This window comes from Methanolobus sp. ZRKC5, assembly GCF_038446525.1.
In the GTDB taxonomy this organism is placed as follows: Archaea; Halobacteriota; Methanosarcinia; order Methanosarcinales; family Methanosarcinaceae; genus Methanolobus.
This window is the reverse complement of sequence record NZ_CP151792.1, coordinates 887766-903712: the sequence shown is the minus strand read 5'-3', so window position 1 is coordinate 903712 and position 15947 is coordinate 887766. Positions and strand designations below refer to the sequence as shown.

General features: G+C 40.1%; 17 protein-coding genes. 10 read left to right on the top strand and 7 right to left on the bottom strand.

From position 1 onward, the window contains the following. Positions 1–8: 8 nt before the first annotated feature. Genes WN948_RS04245 through WN948_RS04230 form a run of 4 tightly spaced genes read right to left on the bottom strand, consistent with a single transcriptional unit; the run spans position 9 to position 3223 of the window. A complete protein-coding gene (locus tag WN948_RS04245) occupies positions 9–1178 on the bottom strand; it encodes a transglutaminase family protein (protein WP_342305761.1) in 1170 nt (389 codons plus the stop codon). A gap of 40 nt (positions 1179–1218) precedes the next feature. Next, positions 1219–1566, bottom strand: coding sequence for a peptidyl-tRNA hydrolase Pth2 (pth2, locus tag WN948_RS04240; RefSeq protein ID WP_342305760.1), 348 nt, complete (start codon positions 1564–1566; stop codon positions 1219–1221). 22 nt (positions 1567–1588) lie between these two features. Beyond that, positions 1589–2497: a tetrahydromethanopterin:alpha-L-glutamate ligase gene (gene mptN / locus WN948_RS04235; protein WP_342305759.1), complete on the bottom strand. Its 909-nt coding sequence runs from the start codon at positions 2495–2497 to the stop codon at positions 1589–1591. A 54-nt stretch (positions 2498–2551) separates the two neighbouring features. Next, complete coding sequence (locus tag WN948_RS04230; protein WP_342305758.1) at positions 2552–3223, bottom strand: DUF434 domain-containing protein; 672 nt, start codon at positions 3221–3223, stop codon at positions 2552–2554. A gap of 235 nt (positions 3224–3458) precedes the next feature. Between WN948_RS04230 and WN948_RS04225 the strand changes: the two genes are divergently transcribed. From WN948_RS04225 to WN948_RS04215, 3 genes are all read left to right on the top strand, one after another. Continuing rightward, entirely contained in the window at positions 3459–5105 is a 1647-nt protein-coding gene (locus WN948_RS04225) for a DUF835 domain-containing protein (RefSeq protein WP_342305757.1), read from the top strand. 112 nt (positions 5106–5217) lie between these two features. Continuing rightward, positions 5218–5916 (top strand): ATPase domain-containing protein, encoded by a 699-nt coding sequence (locus tag WN948_RS04220; protein WP_342305756.1) that lies wholly within the window; start codon positions 5218–5220, stop codon positions 5914–5916. A 70-nt stretch (positions 5917–5986) separates the two neighbouring features. Next, a complete protein-coding gene (locus WN948_RS04215) occupies positions 5987–6409 on the top strand; it encodes a hypothetical protein (RefSeq protein ID WP_342305755.1) in 423 nt (140 codons plus the stop codon). Here WN948_RS04215 and ftsA read toward each other — a convergent pair. Next, positions 6406–7761 (bottom strand): coenzyme F390 synthetase, encoded by a 1356-nt coding sequence (gene ftsA, locus WN948_RS04210; RefSeq protein WP_342305753.1) that lies wholly within the window; start codon positions 7759–7761, stop codon positions 6406–6408. The two genes, WN948_RS04215 and ftsA, sit on opposite strands and share 4 nt — an antisense overlap. Positions 7762–7779: 18 nt before the next feature. Next, complete coding sequence (locus WN948_RS04205) at positions 7780–9897, bottom strand: thioredoxin domain-containing protein (protein ID WP_342305752.1); 2118 nt, start codon at positions 9895–9897, stop codon at positions 7780–7782. A 255-nt stretch (positions 9898–10152) separates the two neighbouring features. On the opposite strand from WN948_RS04205, the gene WN948_RS04200 reads away from it, so the two are divergent. Further along, positions 10153–10863 (top strand): PKD domain-containing protein, encoded by a 711-nt coding sequence (locus WN948_RS04200; RefSeq protein WP_342305751.1) that lies wholly within the window; start codon positions 10153–10155, stop codon positions 10861–10863. A gap of 47 nt (positions 10864–10910) precedes the next feature. Here WN948_RS04200 and WN948_RS04195 read toward each other — a convergent pair whose 3' ends face one another. After that, positions 10911–11390, bottom strand: coding sequence for a hypothetical protein (locus WN948_RS04195; RefSeq protein ID WP_342306536.1), 480 nt, complete (start codon positions 11388–11390; stop codon positions 10911–10913). 145 nt (positions 11391–11535) lie between these two features. Here WN948_RS04195 and queC point away from each other — a divergent pair, with 145 nt between their 5' ends. The 6 genes from queC to WN948_RS04165 all read left to right on the top strand — a co-directional run bounded on the left by queC (position 11536) and on the right by WN948_RS04165 (position 15942). Further along, positions 11536–12231 (top strand): 7-cyano-7-deazaguanine synthase QueC, encoded by a 696-nt coding sequence (gene queC, locus WN948_RS04190; protein ID WP_342306535.1) that lies wholly within the window; start codon positions 11536–11538, stop codon positions 12229–12231. 32 nt (positions 12232–12263) lie between these two features. After that, the gene (locus WN948_RS04185; RefSeq protein ID WP_342305750.1) at positions 12264–12821 is read left to right on the top strand and encodes a DUF366 family protein; all 558 of its coding nucleotides are present in this window, start codon (positions 12264–12266) and stop codon (positions 12819–12821) included. Continuing rightward, positions 12821–13537 (top strand): 7-carboxy-7-deazaguanine synthase QueE, encoded by a 717-nt coding sequence (locus WN948_RS04180; RefSeq protein ID WP_342305748.1) that lies wholly within the window; start codon positions 12821–12823, stop codon positions 13535–13537. The genes WN948_RS04185 and WN948_RS04180 overlap by 1 nt, the downstream gene beginning before the upstream one ends. Beyond that, positions 13534–13881 (top strand): 6-carboxytetrahydropterin synthase QueD, encoded by a 348-nt coding sequence (queD, locus tag WN948_RS04175; RefSeq protein ID WP_342306534.1) that lies wholly within the window; start codon positions 13534–13536, stop codon positions 13879–13881. The genes WN948_RS04180 and queD overlap by 4 nt, the downstream gene beginning before the upstream one ends. 82 nt (positions 13882–13963) lie before the next feature. After that, positions 13964–14902 (top strand): nitrogenase cofactor biosynthesis protein NifB, encoded by a 939-nt coding sequence (gene nifB / locus WN948_RS04170; protein WP_342305747.1) that lies wholly within the window; start codon positions 13964–13966, stop codon positions 14900–14902. Between the two features lie 68 nt (positions 14903–14970). Beyond that, positions 14971–15942 (top strand): methanogenesis marker 2 protein, encoded by a 972-nt coding sequence (locus tag WN948_RS04165; RefSeq protein WP_342305746.1) that lies wholly within the window; start codon positions 14971–14973, stop codon positions 15940–15942. Positions 15943–15947: the final 5 nt, after the last annotated feature.

Genomic DNA, 15947 nt, shown 5'->3' with positions numbered 1-15947 from the left:
AAATCATCCTAATTTTGGGGTGCTATATCGATTACTGTGATTTTGCTGGTGTTCAGGAAAGTCCATCCATCGTCTGTTGGGGCTGTTCCTCCTGCTAGTCCTCCTGCATATATGCTGGATGTAGGGTCCAGCATCAACCATGAACCATACTGATCTGTAGTATAATATATTGGTACAGGTCCATAGTATTCTCCGATCGCAGTTCCGATATCTTCTGTATTATTACCTATATATACTGCTGCAAAGGCATGAGTGTCGGTCAGGTAGATCCTTGAGGTTCCTCCGATGGATTCTACCAATGATGCCAGAAGGATCGCATAGTCATCACAATCCCCTGCACCGATTTTCAAAGTGTCACCCGGAGTGGACCACAGATCCTTTCCTCTGGGATCACTTATGTATTGTATGTTCTTTTTTGTATCATCGAACAATGAGCATATCTGGTATATATTGTATTGCCCGGGGTATTTTTTTGCAGATGCTGCAGCATTTGTCCGTACTTCCACATCAAATGGTTCTATTTTATCATTTATCTGAGTGAATATGCTCTCGGGGTTTAATGCATAGTCTGGTTCCTGAATTATAGCTTTATCCGAAACTTCAATTACAATCTCTTCAAAGTATTGTTTCTTGTAATCATGCCAGGTGCCTGATTTCGTCTGCGCAAACAAGGACATCTGTGGCTGGAGTTCAAGCTCTTCAATATTTTCGGGAACATCTATTGATATGGTTCCGATATTCTTTTCTTCCCCGGGAAGTATGGTTATACCAGCTTCATGCGATGCAAGCTCTTTTTCTGCTATTAAGTAAAAACCGAACTGGTATATATAAATAGGTGCAATGCCACTGTTCTTCACATATATGCTGATAACACTCTCGCTTCCTTCGTAAAATTCAGTATAGTAGTAGTAGCTTGAAACCTCAAAACCAGGCAAATGACTTGACAACTCATCTGGTGTATCTTCATAGAATGATATTGGCGTAGCTGGGACAATGGGTATTGTCAGTTCATCGGCATTTATTTGATAATAGTCCTCTCCCTGAAATAATTTTACAGAGGATGGGTTGAAAATATTCCCCACTTCGTTAAGTGGTTCAAAAAGGCATCCTGATGAAAGGATAACCCCGATCAATGCCACAAATAGTATCGCATGCAGTATCAAATTCGTATTTTCCATTTTTTTCATGCTAAATACCAATAGAACATAAGGTACAAAATCAAAGTAGTTTCAAATTTCCTGTGACTTTGTCGAGTTCATTTGCTTTTGCAGGTCCTATGCCAAGTACTGTAACAGTTCCCGGTGAGATTTCAGTAAGTCCTGCGTCCTGTATAAGTGCAGTAGGAAGTCCCTGCCTTCTTGCTACTTCTTTCAGCTGGAACATGTCTTTTAATGCTGTCACTCTTAGAACCACTTTTTTTTGGCCACCTTCTTTCCACTTCTCAAGGGTTGTACGGTCTGCCCATTCAGAAGCAGATACTGCTGCGTGCGCAACCTGCACAGCAAGTTTTCCTTTTGATAATTTGAGGTCATCCCTGATAACAATACATTGTTTATATTCGGTCATTGTTCTTCCTGATCCCGGACATTCATAGCCTGTTTTCAATGGTATCTATTATATGCTCTGCTACATTGATATTCAGGGATTTATATATGCCTGCTCCTGACGGAGTTGCATTTACTTCTAGGACAAAACATTCCTTGTCTCCTTCAATAATGTCCACACCGGCAAATACTGCTCCTATGGCTTTGGCAGCATCAATGCACATTTTTTCCTGTTTCTTTGTGAGTTTACATTTCTGGGGGGTGCCGCCCTGACTCAGATTGTTCAGCCACCAGCCATCCGCTGCTTTCCTGTAGATGGCACCTATGACTTTCCCGTCAACAACAAATGCACGAATATCCTGGCCGGGGTTTTCTATGAACTCCTGTATGTAAACCATTCCTTTTTCATTTATTGAGCCGGAAATTAGGTCATATACTGTTGTTTTTTCAGGAGTTCCATTTGGTCTTATCACTTCATTATCTTTTATGCGTTTGATATCTATTCCCTTGTATCCGAATACTGGTTTAATTACAGCATCTTTCCATGTTTCTAATCTCTTAAGGGCCGGTTCTACATTCTGTGTGACAAAAGTTTCAGGTGTATTGATCCCGGCTTTTGAGATCAGGCAACTTGCATGGAATTTATTTGCCGCATTCTGTATGGCAGCAGGCGGATTGATCATGATGACTCCGCTTTCCTCAAGTTCACAGAGGACATCGAAGCGGAACACATGAGCATCGTTTGTTCCTGGTCCCATGTCCCTTATGATAATTGCATCCAGCTCAGACAGGTTAATCCTGTCTGCACGATGCTCAATATTTTTCCCAATGGAAGTTTCCATTTTTCCAAAATTCGGGGAAAAAGTTTCAAATCCTCTTTTCCTGGCTTCCTGCATAAGTGCATCTGCAGTCCAGTCTTTTTGGTCTGTAACCACGATTCCTATTTTTTTCATATTAATTCCTTAATTGCGACATATTATTACTGCTGTTAAATTAATATCTATGTTTCATTCTTTGTTCCATTTTCTGTAGATGCAGGCAGGAATATCAATAACATTCTTCACAGAATCGATAATAATTCCGTCAGCTGTAGCAACGACATATGAAGGGTGGCAGTTCTTCAGGTCATAGTCAACATGCCTTGATGTTCTTGCCTCTCCTTTTATTGACAGTTCTTTCATTCTTTTTCTGATGAATGCTGCCAGCTCTCCACTGCGCTTCATCTGGGTATCCAGAAGTACATCCGTCTTCTTTATTTCAGTACTTAAAAGGAAAGACAGCATCTTTTCAACAGCCTGGAATGTAAGGTTGTCATTAGTGTGGTTATTAAAAACTCCCTGTATATCCCGCAGGAATGAATCATCTGCAATCCACATTCTTTCTCCACCGAGCATACTTTCCAGTGTAATAAGCACATTGTACCCGTCTACAAGGAGTGTTTTTCCTTTCAGTTCCTCGCGGTGTATTTTCTTTTTTTTACGAGCCTTTGAGGTTTCTGGTGAAAACACCGTGCGTGCAAGTATATATCTATCATTTTTATCAAGTCTGTAATGATCACCGGCAAACCTGATCGAACTATCTTTTTTGTATCCTCTCTCAAGAAGATAGCGAATATCCGTTGCAGCTTCTGCCATATCATCATGCAGCCTGGTTTTGATCATGTAATCATTTTCAATCATCAGGTTTCAATCTTTTATTCTGTATTTCAGAAGAATTATATGTGTCGGGATACAGGAGATTTTAACTTTAGTATGTGGATATGAGTGAGTGGGTATAGTTCCTGATGATCAGTGTTTATTCTTGTTTATTATATTCGGGTTCTATTTATATAGCTTAAAAATATACTGTCTGTGGATATTGATGTATGTTTGTCTGGACAACAGATGTTAACAGAACTTCTTACGAGTGACAGGGATGAATGGACAAAAAAAGGGAAAAGTGCTGATAGTCGATGACGAATCACTGAACGTCAAGTTGCTTGAAGCTTATCTCATGCATGAATATGATATAATTTCCGCATCTGGTGGAATTGAAGCACTGGGAAAAGTGGAGTCACATAGTCCGGACCTTATTCTTCTTGACTTGATGATGCCTGATATCACTGGCTATGAAGTATGTCAAACATTGAAAGATTCTGAAAAAACCCGCTTTATTCCTATTATAATGGTCACAGCCCTCTCAAGTCTGGAAGATCGCATAAAAGGTATCAATGCCGGTGCAGATGACTTTTTAACAAAGCCACTTGACAGGATCGAGATTAAGACAAGGGTAGGCTCTCTTCTTAGAATAAAGAAACTTCATGATGAGCTTGTAGCTGAAAGGGATCAGGCACAGAATTATCTCGATCTTGCAGGAGTTATGCTTCTCGTTCTTGACGAAAACGGTATTGTCCGTTTAATCAACAGAAAAGGCTGTGAGATACTTGGATACACTGAAGATGAAATTACTGGAAATGACTGGTTTGATAGCTACGTGCCTGATATTTTCAGAGAAAATGTCAGAGACGTATTTAAAAAGTTAGTATCTGGTGAAAGCACCGCAAACGGAGATTTTGAAGTACCATTTCTCAACAGCAAAAAACAAAAAAGGATAATGAGCTGGAACAATATTGCGATAAATGGCCCAGGGTGTAATGTGAATGGCTTGCTTATTTCAGGTGAGGATATTACAGAAAGACTTGAAGCCGAATCTAAAATAAGAAGAGCAAATGAATATTTGGATAATCTTTTAAAAGCATCACCAATTGCAATATTATCTCTTGATTACAAAAAAGATATCATTACTGCAAATAAAAATGCTGCAGACCTTCTTGGTTATGCAGTCAGTGAGCTAATTGCGAGACCTATAAGGGATTTTGCAGAAAATGTTGATCTGCTGGATTTTGCTGACAAAAAACATTTTGAGATGATATTTTTCACAAAACATGGTGAAAAAGTCAGAATGAATGTTTCAACTTCTCTTCTTACAGATGATGATGGAAACCAAGGACTCATTGTTACATTGCAGGACCGTTCCCGGCTAAGGGGCATATTCATCACTCCTCTTACTGAAGATGTTGAAGGGAACACGAAGAGTAATGAAGTCGAGATGGAAAGCGGTTATATGTATCTTTCAGACTGTGAGGATCCTGTAAAAAGTTACCAGTTGTTCTCTGATCTTGTCAGGAGTGGAAAACCAGGTCTTTGTATTACAAGACATAACCCGGATAAGATTCGCAACACGTATGGTATCGCAAAGACACCAATTGTCTGGCTGACAAAAAACAAGATGAATGGTCAACAATCTATCGATTCAACTGAACTTTTCAAGATATATCCTACAATAGCTGATTTTGTGAGTAAGATAGATGATGGTGTCGTTCTAATGGATGGTCTGGAGTACTTGATACTTGATAATGACTTTCTATCTGTGGTAAAACTGATAGAGCAGACCAACGATGCTATTATGGCTTCCAGTTCTAGAATGGTTTTACAGCTCGATCCAAATGTACTGGAAAAGAAAGAGTTCCACTTGCTTAAAAGATGGATGAGGTCTGCATCCGGGGATTCTATCGGCTTATGAAGAATTGAACCATATTTCGATAATTTTATAGTTTTCTCCATTAAACATTTATATTATTTTAACTCTATTATTATTACTTCTTCTTTGAATGTATGGAGGAAAGAGGGGTATTATGCGATTTGTGGACACTATAGATGGTTTGAATGAGGTTTTTGAGACTGATATACCCAAAAACAGTGTTGTGCTTGTAACCGGTGCGGCAGGTACTTTAAAGTCAGGTTTTACTTTTCAGGTTCTTTCTAATTATCTGGAACAGCAGGATGAATATGGCTTATATATAACATTTGAGCAAAGCAAAGAGAATCATCTTCAGAATATGGATAGTATGGGAATTTCCCTATCTAAAAAGCTACATATTTCAGATTTTAGTGACTACAGGGTCGTTTATGATGATTTTTCAGATGATCTTTTGACTATTCTGGAAGAGAATATACTTCAGTTCAAAAAGGAAATTGGAGATAAATGCACATGTGTAGCTATAGATTCCCTTGGTGCGTTATACTCTCTTTTGAATGTGGAACCTCAGGACCTAAGAAAAAAGATGTATAGACTGCTTGAAACCCTGAGACGCGAGGAACTCACAACATTTCTCATCCTTGAAGAAGAGAAGCTATCCGGTATATTTGATCCATCAACTGGTATGGAAGGTTACCTTGCAGATGGTATAATTGAGTTGGGACTACACCTTAAAGGTAATGTTGCAAACAGGTATCTGAGAGTACGAAAAATGCGTTCTGCTTCTCATAGTATGGAACCCTGGATTTTGGCAGTATCAGAAAATGGCCTTAAGGTCTACAAGGGTAATTTCTAAAACCTAATACGAATATTTTTATATATTCCATACTAAGCGTATTGTTGTTATTAATAGGGGTGTGAAGGATATGTTTTCTGAATTCAATAATGCTTTTATCAATCTATTGTTACAATTTCTGTCTGTTCTTGTTCTGGTCATTGCCCTGTCCCAGGTATCAAAAGATCCTTCTGGAAAGCACTGCAAACTTGTAAGTGTTGCAGTATTGTTGCAATTGCTCTCTATAATTGCGTTCATGTTCCCTTCGATGTCGACACTTACCGGGATAGGAGTAGGCTCTTTCCTGAAGACTCAGATGTACCTTCATCATCTCGCTGGCTTGCTTGTTATTGTTTTCTCGGTATACATCAAACTTGCAGTTGATGGCAGGATAAGATCCATCGTTAATCCGTTCAATCTCATGAAAATAACCCTCGCAATATGGGTGCTTGTTTTCATCGGTGGTATCAGTCTCTACCTGTCACTTTGGGAAGGCATATCGTTTTTTGACTAACGTCTGTCTACGATACGCTTTGGTCTTCCTTTGACACGGTAGAAATCCAGCTCCCCAGGATTTGTGTAGTTAAAGAGAATGTTCAGACTTCCGTCAATATATGAATTCTCCAGGTTTTTCTTATAGGCAAAGAATGACCTGAGGAAGTTTTCCTTGATAAGTTCTTCATCGCAGTCCTGAAGATCATTGCATTCCATGCTGACCCTCAGGGTTGTTTCTCCTTCATCGTCCCCTCCATAAAGGAAAGCCTCATATTCGCCAGTCAGATACTCCATGTTCTCTCTCTGGAATACGCCTTTTTCGATATCAACACGATTAAAAGGGGTGCCTGAAACCCAGAATGTTTCAGCTTCCCTTTCAGGATTCATTATCTTCATATGGGTCCTGCCACAAGCGCATTCTTCACGGCTAAGTACTACGGTCGTATCTTCAGTATCATAGTTAAGGAGTACATTTCCGCTCTTCGCTCCAACAGGTAACAACGTTGTAAGTACAACTCTGCCGCATTCTCCATCCTTTACAAATTTATTCATATGCGGGTCATATACATCCAGGTGAACAAGGTCTTCAGGAACATGCAAGCCACTTATGTCCGTGCACTCTCCGCACATGGTTCCCTCGGTACTTCCGTATGTGTTGTAGACATCACAATCCCATATTTCGGCAACGTATTTTCTTGATTCTTCTGCAAAGCTTTCTCCGCCTATAATAAGACGTTCAATGCTGGATCTTGCAGGATCCATTCCCTGCTCTTTCATTCTTTTTGCAAGATGTATTAGCTTGAAGATGCTTCCGACAATGGAAGTTGGTTTGTATGTTTCCATGATTCTGATGGGGAAAGTACATTTACCTTCAGGGATGATGGTCATTCCGATGTTTCTGGCTGCAAGTGTCATTGTGTTTGCACCTACGTTCATTCCATAGGAAGCACAAACAATAACCCGGTCGTTCGTTCCAAATCCCTGTGACCGGAAGCTTCTGGCATATTTTTCTGCATATCTTTCCCAGTCTTCCCATGTAAGGAAAAATGATTTGGGTGTTCCGCTGGTGCCACTGGTTTCGTGTACTGTGAACACATCTTTCCAGTCCACCATCCTGAATCCGAAATCATCTTCTACGGGTGGCTGATTTTCACGAATGGTCTTCCCGGATATGTTCGGAAGTTCAAGGAGATCTTCATGTGACCTGATATCAGAAGGTTTAACACTGTGTTCCCTGAACCATTTCTTGTAGAACAATGAATTCTCTGATGCATATTTCACAGTGTACCTGATCCTTTCATCCACCAGGGCATCAAGTTCACTTCTGTCCATGGTTTCAATATCCGGGTTGTAGAATGTCCTTTTTGACATATTCATCAGTCTCATTGTTTAAATGTGTGAAAGTTTTTCTATCTGCTCTTTTATCTTGTTTATATCATTGGAAGGCAGTTTGCAGCTTTGATTCTGGCATATATGTAATGTAGTCTTACCATCTATCATTCCCATGTCCTTTGTGTAGACTGCAATATCTGTTATTCTTTCCCTGTTTTTTTCCGGTTTTAAAAGCAGAACCTTTTCGGGTATGAACCTTTCATTTATGGATAAGATCATATTTTTGGTGTCAGTATTTTCAAGATTACCGACAATGACTATCTCCAGAGAATCTTTCATGGCAAAGTCCAGAGCAGACATAAATTGGGTATATCCAATTGGAGTAGTGCTTACTCTTTCTGAGAATGCCTGTATGGTTCTGTGGCCCACACTTTCAAGTTCATGGTCTGCTGTTATCTTTGAAAGCTTCAGGATGTTTAAAGCGCATACAGAGTTTCCTGAGGGAATGGCACCGTCATATACTTCCTTACTTCTGAATATGAGTTCTTCTGCTTCGTCGGATGTATGGAAGAATCCTCCATTTTCACTGTCACTGAAATGCGCTATAAGGTAGTTGTTTAGTTTCAGTGCATGTTCCAGGTAACTGGTATCAAAGTTTGTCTGGTAGAGTTCTATAAGTCCCCATATGAAAAATGCGTAATCTTCAAGGAAAGCATCTATGGCAGCTTCTCCTTCTCGATAGCGGTGCTGCATCTTTCCATCACTTTCTGCCATTTCCTTAAGGAAGAAATCGGCTGTATCTTCAGCTATTTTTACATACTCTGTATCATTGAAAGCCTGTGCAGCTTTACAGAGTGCAACAATTATCAGTCCGTTCCAGTCAGTAAGTATTTTATCATCCTTGGAAGGATGGATACGCTTTTCGCGGTCAGTGAATAGCTTTTGTCTTGAATGTTCAACAGACTCTATAATATCTTCCACGTGGTCTGCCTTTTTGGAAATAATGTCCTGCATGCTCTTTGTCATGTGGGGTATATTGTTTCCAGTAAGTTCTTTTTTGTGTTCTTCAGCGAAGTTGCCTTCTTTTTGAATATTGAAAATACTCGTGAAAAGAGTGGCATCTTCTTTTCCAAGAATTTCCTCAACCTGTTCTTTCGTCCAGATGTAAAACTTGCCTTCTTCTCCTTCACTATCTGCATCTTCTGCTGAGTAGAATCCTCCTTCCGGTGAAAGCATATCTCTTTTAAGGTAGGTCAATATCTCTTTTGCAGTAGTCTTGTATTGTGGATCTGCTGTTGCCTGATATGTTTCTGCCAAAGCGATTACCATCAATGCCTGGTCGTAGAGCATTTTTTCAAAATGGGGGACAAGCCATTGTCTGTCTGTTGAATATCGGTGGAATCCAAAACCTATCTGATCGAAGATTCCTCCCATACGCATTTCAGTTAATGTTCTTTCCACCATTTCCAGTGCATTTGCATTGCCTGAGCTTTTCCAGTATCTCAGGAGGAATGTAAGATGATGGGGTGTTGGAAATTTAGGTGCTCTTCCAAAGCCCGCATGGACATTATCAAAAGTATTTGATAGCTGTTCGAATGCTTTTTTCATTACCTCTTCATTGATAGTAATTTCCTGTTCTTTTTTCCCGGAAGCTGATACCGCAGATGTTATGGCTTCAGCGCTATTGAGAAGTTCTTCTTTTTTGTTGATCCACAGGTCTTTTATGGCCGGAATTAGTTCAAGCATTCCCGGATTTCCATATCGGCTTTCTCTGGGGATGTAGGTGGCGGCATAGAATGGCTTTTTTTCCGGAGTCATGAGGATTGTCAGTGGCCAGCCTCCGCTGCCAGTGAGTGCCTGACAAACTGACATATATATGTTATCAATATCAGGTCTTTCTTCACGATCCACCTTAATAGAAACGAACGAATCATTCAAGACCTCTGCAACGTCATTGTTTTCAAATGACTCTTTTTCCATAACATGACACCAATGGCATGTAGAGTAGCCAATTGAGAGGAATATCGGTTTATTCTCTTCTCTTGCTTTTTTAAAAGCTTCTTCTCTCCATGGGAACCAGTCTACAGGGTTGTGGGCATGTTGCAGCAAGTAAGGGCTTTTTTCCTCTATCAACCTGTTATTTTTTTCTGAAGTATTGTTATTTTCTTTAATCAATCTGTCACTCCCCGCTTAAAATTACTTTATTAACAATATATGTTCTCTTTAGTTTGAAATACCCTTCCTGTGATTATTCATTTGATGGATATGTTTGTGTTTTCCACAAACGTTGCAAATTGCGTGTATCATAATGATGGTGATATTTTTAAAATGTACGAATATTTATATAGTACTCTCACTTTACCTAACTTAAGTAGTATTATTTCGTAACAATGTTTCGAATAAGGATTAAAAAAGAATGGTGGTACAATTATGGATAAACGGTTAATTTGGTCGGTTGTTATTATGCTTGCATCAGTTCTGCTGGTTAGTGGCATGATTAATTTCCAGGCAGGTTCAGCACAGGACACCCCGGATGCTGATAGTTCAGGTCCTGCAATAGAGGACTCTGTAACTATGGCTCAGAAAGCATCTTCTACTCCGTCAACAAAAACAGAAGTACTCTACAATAATTCTAGCAGTGCGGCCCCTGTATCAGCTCCTACCATGATGTATTCAGGTGGTTCAATGAGTGCTGAACCAGCTCCTAAATTAACGGTTACATCTGGGTCAGATGACAATAATGATTTAATCATTAAAGCTGATTTCTCCGTAGAAATAAATTGCCTGACTGCCAATTTCACTGACATGTCAGAGAATGTAACTTCCTGGGAATGGGACTTTGGAGATGGTACTAACTCAACTCTGCAGAATCCAGACCATACTTATGCAGTAAATGGTTCTTACACAGTTAGCTTGGTTGGTTCCGCTTCAGATGGGTTCAATGCTTCTACAGAACAACTCGTAGAGGTCGAAGATTGTAGCTCTTCCGAACCAGTAGAAGAAGAAAAGAAGGAAGAAGAAAAAGAGAAGGAAGAAGAAAAAGAGTATCCTGTTACACAGGCAGTTCCTGAGTTCCCTACAGTTGCGATTCCGATGCTAGCAATTATTGGAATGGCATTCTTCTTTGGTAGAAAACAATAAAATCAGAATTGAATCTGAAAAATACGAAAACCGCTGAAAAGCGGTTTTTAATACATTATTTTTGCAAATCCACCGATTTTGTCCTTGCAGATATTTGCATGTTTTTCTTCATCTTTTATTAGTTGTTCTATATCCTGCAAGAATTCGATTTGATCTACTTCATTAAGAAATAGCTCTTTGATCACATCTGAATTGGTATTTTTAATATCATTGTACGCATTTCTTGCAAGTATTTCGTATTTCATTATTCTCTCGAACATTTCGTTACTTGCCATACCTTCAAAATCAAAGATATGTTTTGGAAGTCCCGGTGGGCATGTTTCCGGTATAGTTACATTTCCTTTAATTAACCATTTCTTAATGGTGTCTCCATGCCTGTCGGAGTCATGGGACAATATTTCAAGTGCAGCTACGCTGTCATCCATCATCTCGATACGTGCTTCCCATGTACCTAATTGCTCCATTTCTGCTTCTATCCAATACATTCTCTGGAGTAATTTCTCAAGGGTTGTTTTATTGTTGATCACTGGCAAAATGATTCCTCTTATTTTATATATGGCATTTTTATATTTATTTCTTTTGAAGATTTAACGATGAGTATTTATACTCAGAACTATATTGAGTATTCCTTCAATATTACTTCAGTATTATTTGACACACGGAGGATTATCTATCAGTGCAATTGCTTTGTTAAGCAGTGGTCTTGATTCTGTCACTGCCATTGCTGCAGTTCAGGAACAGATTGGAGTTAAGATGGCTCTTATATTCAACTACGGGCAACGTTCAGTAGAGCGTGAGATCCAAAATTCGGTGAAGGTCTGTGAACACTTTGGGATTGAATATCGTATTCTTGACATACGATGGATGCGAGAGATAACCAATACATCCCTTGTCAATACGGACATGGAAGTTCCCTCGCTTAGCATGGAGGAAATATCAGACAATGCTGATCCTTCGATAACAATTCAGTCTGCTAAAGCCGTCTGGGTTCCAAACCGAAATGGCATTCTTATAAACATCGCAGCAGCTTTTGCTGAAAGTATGGGTTGTGAGTATGTGATTGTAGGTTTCAACAAGGAAGAAGCTGTGACATTCCCGGATAATTCTGCTGAATTCATCACTGCAATTGACGATTCCCTTTCATACTCAACAGCAAATGGTGTGAAAGTACTTGCACCTCTTATAGGGTTGGACAAAAAAGAGATCGTTGCAAAAGCTGTGGAGCTAAGAGCACCACTTGAGTTTAGCTGGAGTTGTTATCATGGCGAGGATATTCCTTGTGGTGAATGTGAGAGTTGTACTCGAAGAAGAAGGGCTTTTGAAGCTGCAAGTATTCAAGACCCATTGCTTGTAAGGCTCGGGATATGACCCGGACATTTGATACTTTTTGGTGCGATAAAATGAAATGTATAATTCTTGATAAAACGACAGATTATGACGGCAGCCAGATATCATCACTCTGGGCCTATAATCTTGCAGACGTCCAGGCTGACTCCATCATTGCTTTCAGGGGAGGCTGTGATGTTAAGATCGAACATATGATCGATCTCGAGGACAAGAAGCAGGGCGATATGATATTTTCCACTGACATGGTCCACTTCATCATAGAACATTTTGATTCCACTGACCTGAAACTGGTGTATGCAAGGCAGAGATTGTTTACGGCAATAGTTGCAGAAGTACTTTCAGAATACCGCAATGACCTTGTTAGAAAAGGTGATGACCTTTTTGTGGATGACAAAAAACTTACAGTATCTATTGCAAGCACATCAGCCGTTTCACAAAAAATTCACTTCGGAATAAATGTCGTGCACGATTATTATGGTAGTCTTGAGGATATTGGAATTAGCAGTGCTGATGTGGCTGAACTGATGGAAAAGATCGCTAATTGTTACTATAATGAATTTATTGATATTGAGATGGACCTTCGCAAATCAAGGCCATTGGATGTGATCTAGTGTTCGCACCCATCAATGAGATATTTTGCTCAGTGCAGGGTGAAGGCCCGTATGTAGGGTGCAGGCAGGCCTTCGTTCGATTTACCGGGTGTAATCTTAATTGTCATTATTGTGATACTCCTGTGGAAGCAACGAAGTTCTGCAGGGTTGAGAAAAATGTGGGATCCAATGTTTTCCAGGACATTGAAAATCCTCTTTCGTCGGATGAGGTTAGCGATATCGTAAAGTCATTCTCTGGCTTGCACTCAGTCTCACTAACAGGCGGTGAGCCGTTGCTTTATGCGGAATTCATATCCTCCATAGATGTGGATGTACCTCTCTATCTGGAATCTAACATGACCCTGCCTCATATGGCTAAAAAAATAAAAAACAGTCTGTCATATGTTTCCGGTGATGTGAAACTTTTACCTCATTCATCGCTTGATGATCCGGAGCTTCATCTTGACAGGACTATCGAGTGCTTCAGAAATTTGAGGACTACGCAGGACAGGGATTGTTTCTGTAAGATAGTTGTAACAAAAGACACACCAGTTGATGATATCGAAGGTATTGTCGGTGCCATATCCGGCTATATATCCAGCCTCATACTGCAACCGGTGACACAGAAGGACATGCAGCCTGAACCTGGCTATCTGCTTGGTTTGCAGGAATCTTTCCTTAATGATATTGATACTAGAATAATACCACAGACCCACAAAATGTGGGGGTGCTTATAATGAAAATGAAACTTGGAATAACTGATTATATTGATAGTGCCCATTATCTTCCCGGGCATGAGACATGCGGGATCGTTCACGGACATACTTATAAGACCGAAGTCGTGATCGAAGGTGAGAAAAAGGACACTGGGATGGTTATGGACTTTTATGAGATAAAGAAAGTTATCAAAGAAGTTCTTAAAGAATATGACCATGTGTTGTTGAATAACATGCTGGAGTTTCCAAGTGTGGAGAATCTGTGCGAGCATGTCCACACTAAGCTTTCATCCCGACTTGACTACCCGCTATCCGTAAAAATGTGGGAAGGCGAAGGCAAGTGGTGTGAAGTAAGTACATGTTAAATTAGAAGTTTATACAAAACTATATCTATGAGTTTACCTTACAATTAGCCGTGTTTATTGGAGCTGCCTAGGAGCTATATTTATGGAAAATGAAGAAAAAGACATTTGTGAAATTGAAATTTCCAAGGGTGACGATATCAAGAGAATAATATCACAGCATCCTTGTTATTCCAAAGAGGCCCAACACAAGTTTGGAAGAATCCATCTTGCAGTAGCTCCGAAATGCAATATTCAATGTAATTATTGTGACCGTAAATTTGACTGTGTTAATGAGAGCAGACCTGGTGTTACCAGTGAAGTCCTGACTCCACAGGACGCTCTTGAAAAGACCAGGCAGGTCCTTAAGGAATATCCTTTCATAAAGGTAGTTGGTATTGCAGGTCCTGGTGACCCACTGGCCAATGATGAAACCTTTGAGACACTGGAACTTATCAAGAAAGAGTTCCCGGATATAACACTCTGTCTGAGTACCAACGGACTCGCATTGATTGAGAAGCTGCCTGATCTGGTAAGAGTAGGGGTTACTACATTAACGGTAACACTGAATGCAATTGATCCTGAAATTGAGGCTCAGTTAATAGGTCATATTTCTTATAATGGCAAGATCTACAGGGGTATCGAAGCAGCTGAGATCATGGTTAAGAACCAATTGGAAGGTATCAGGCTTGCAGTTGAGGCTGGTCTTGTGCTCAAGATCAATACTGTGCTTGTTCCAGGTATCAACGATACACACATTATTGAAGTTGCCAAGAAGATAAATGAGCTCGGTGTCTTTATCATGAATGTGATGCCGCTTATATGCCAGGCAAAGTTTGCGCACATGGAACCACCAACACCTGAAGAGCGCAAGGCCATTCAGAAACAGTGTGAGCCTTATGTCCAGCAGATGAGACACTGTCGCCAGTGCAGGGCTGATGCGTATGGTCTTATTGGAACCGACATGTCACAGATGAGTGAAGAACGCAGAAAAGTCGTTAAATTCGATATGGATAAAAAGACGCATTCAGATGAGAAGGCTTAAGCCTCTCCATCTGGTATTTTATAGGATTATTCTTTTTATTAATTTAATTAATTGTGCAGGTGTTTTTTTTGTATATAGAAGAGCTTGCGGTGAACTTAAGGAATTTTGAAGGGGTTACCCGGAAAAAACCAATTGCAGAAATTGTGCGCATATTCGAGACAGTCCGCTCAGAGTATGGAGAGGTCATTGATGACTTCGGAGACGATGCTGCAGTTATTGATATTGGTACTGATGATGTCATCCTCTTTGCTGCTGATGCAATCTGGGGAAAGATAGTCAATAAGAGTCCCTGGTGGACAGGTTACACTTCCGTTGTTGTGAATGTGAACGACATTTCTGCAATGGGTGGTCGTCCACTTGCAATGGTCAACGTCATGGCTTCCAGTGACCAGGAATCCACTGAAGAGATAATGAGAGGTATCCGGGATGGTATCAAGAAATTCGGCGTACCAATGGTAGGCGGACACATGCATCCTGACACTCCTTATAACTCACTTGCAGTATCCATTATAGGTATTGCTAAGAAGGATTGTGTGATCCGAAGTGACAGTGCGAAGCCAGGAGATGTTGTGATAGTTGCCTATGACATGGATGGCAGGGTTGGACAGAATTCCCCTTACAGCTGGGATACAACTTCATTCAAAGAAGCTGATGTTGTACGTGAGCGTTTCATGGTCATGCAGGAGATTGGGGAAAAGAAACTGGTAACCGCAGGTAAGGACATCAGTAACCCGGGTACTATCGGTACTCTTGGTATGCTTTGTGAAGTGAGCAGGATGGGTGCGTCTGTGGATATTCGAAAGATACCACGACCTGATGATGTTGACTTTGAGCAGTGGTTGAAGATATATCCTGCAACTGGTTATGTTGTCACTGCAAAAGAGGAGAATGCTTCTCAGTGTGTTAAGATGTTTGAGAATGCTGGTCTTAAGGCTGCTGTTATGGGTGAAATTAATGATAGCCAGGTCATTGATATTTATGATAACAGCGGGAAAGCTATTGTCTTTGATCTCAAAAATGATACAATTACAGGTATTTGAAAGGA

Coding starts and splice junctions, on each gene's coding strand:
- nifB (WP_342305747.1), top strand. CDS start 13,964: ATGGAAAATGAAGAAAAAGACATTTGTGAAATTGAAATTTCCAAGGGT.
- WN948_RS04230 (WP_342305758.1), bottom strand. CDS start 3,223: ATGATTGAAAATGATTACATGATCAAAACCAGGCTGCATGATGATATG.
- mptN (WP_342305759.1), bottom strand. CDS start 2,497: ATGAAAAAAATAGGAATCGTGGTTACAGACCAAAAAGACTGGACTGCA.
- WN948_RS04185 (WP_342305750.1), top strand. CDS start 12,264: ATGAAATGTATAATTCTTGATAAAACGACAGATTATGACGGCAGCCAG.
- WN948_RS04225 (WP_342305757.1), top strand. CDS start 3,459: ATGAATGGACAAAAAAAGGGAAAAGTGCTGATAGTCGATGACGAATCA.
- WN948_RS04200 (WP_342305751.1), top strand. CDS start 10,153: ATGGATAAACGGTTAATTTGGTCGGTTGTTATTATGCTTGCATCAGTT.
- WN948_RS04245 (WP_342305761.1), bottom strand. CDS start 1,178: ATGGAAAATACGAATTTGATACTGCATGCGATACTATTTGTGGCATTG.
- WN948_RS04215 (WP_342305755.1), top strand. CDS start 5,987: ATGTTTTCTGAATTCAATAATGCTTTTATCAATCTATTGTTACAATTT.
- pth2 (WP_342305760.1), bottom strand. CDS start 1,566: ATGACCGAATATAAACAATGTATTGTTATCAGGGATGACCTCAAATTA.
- ftsA (WP_342305753.1), bottom strand. CDS start 7,761: ATGTCAAAAAGGACATTCTACAACCCGGATATTGAAACCATGGACAGA.
- WN948_RS04220 (WP_342305756.1), top strand. CDS start 5,218: ATGCGATTTGTGGACACTATAGATGGTTTGAATGAGGTTTTTGAGACT.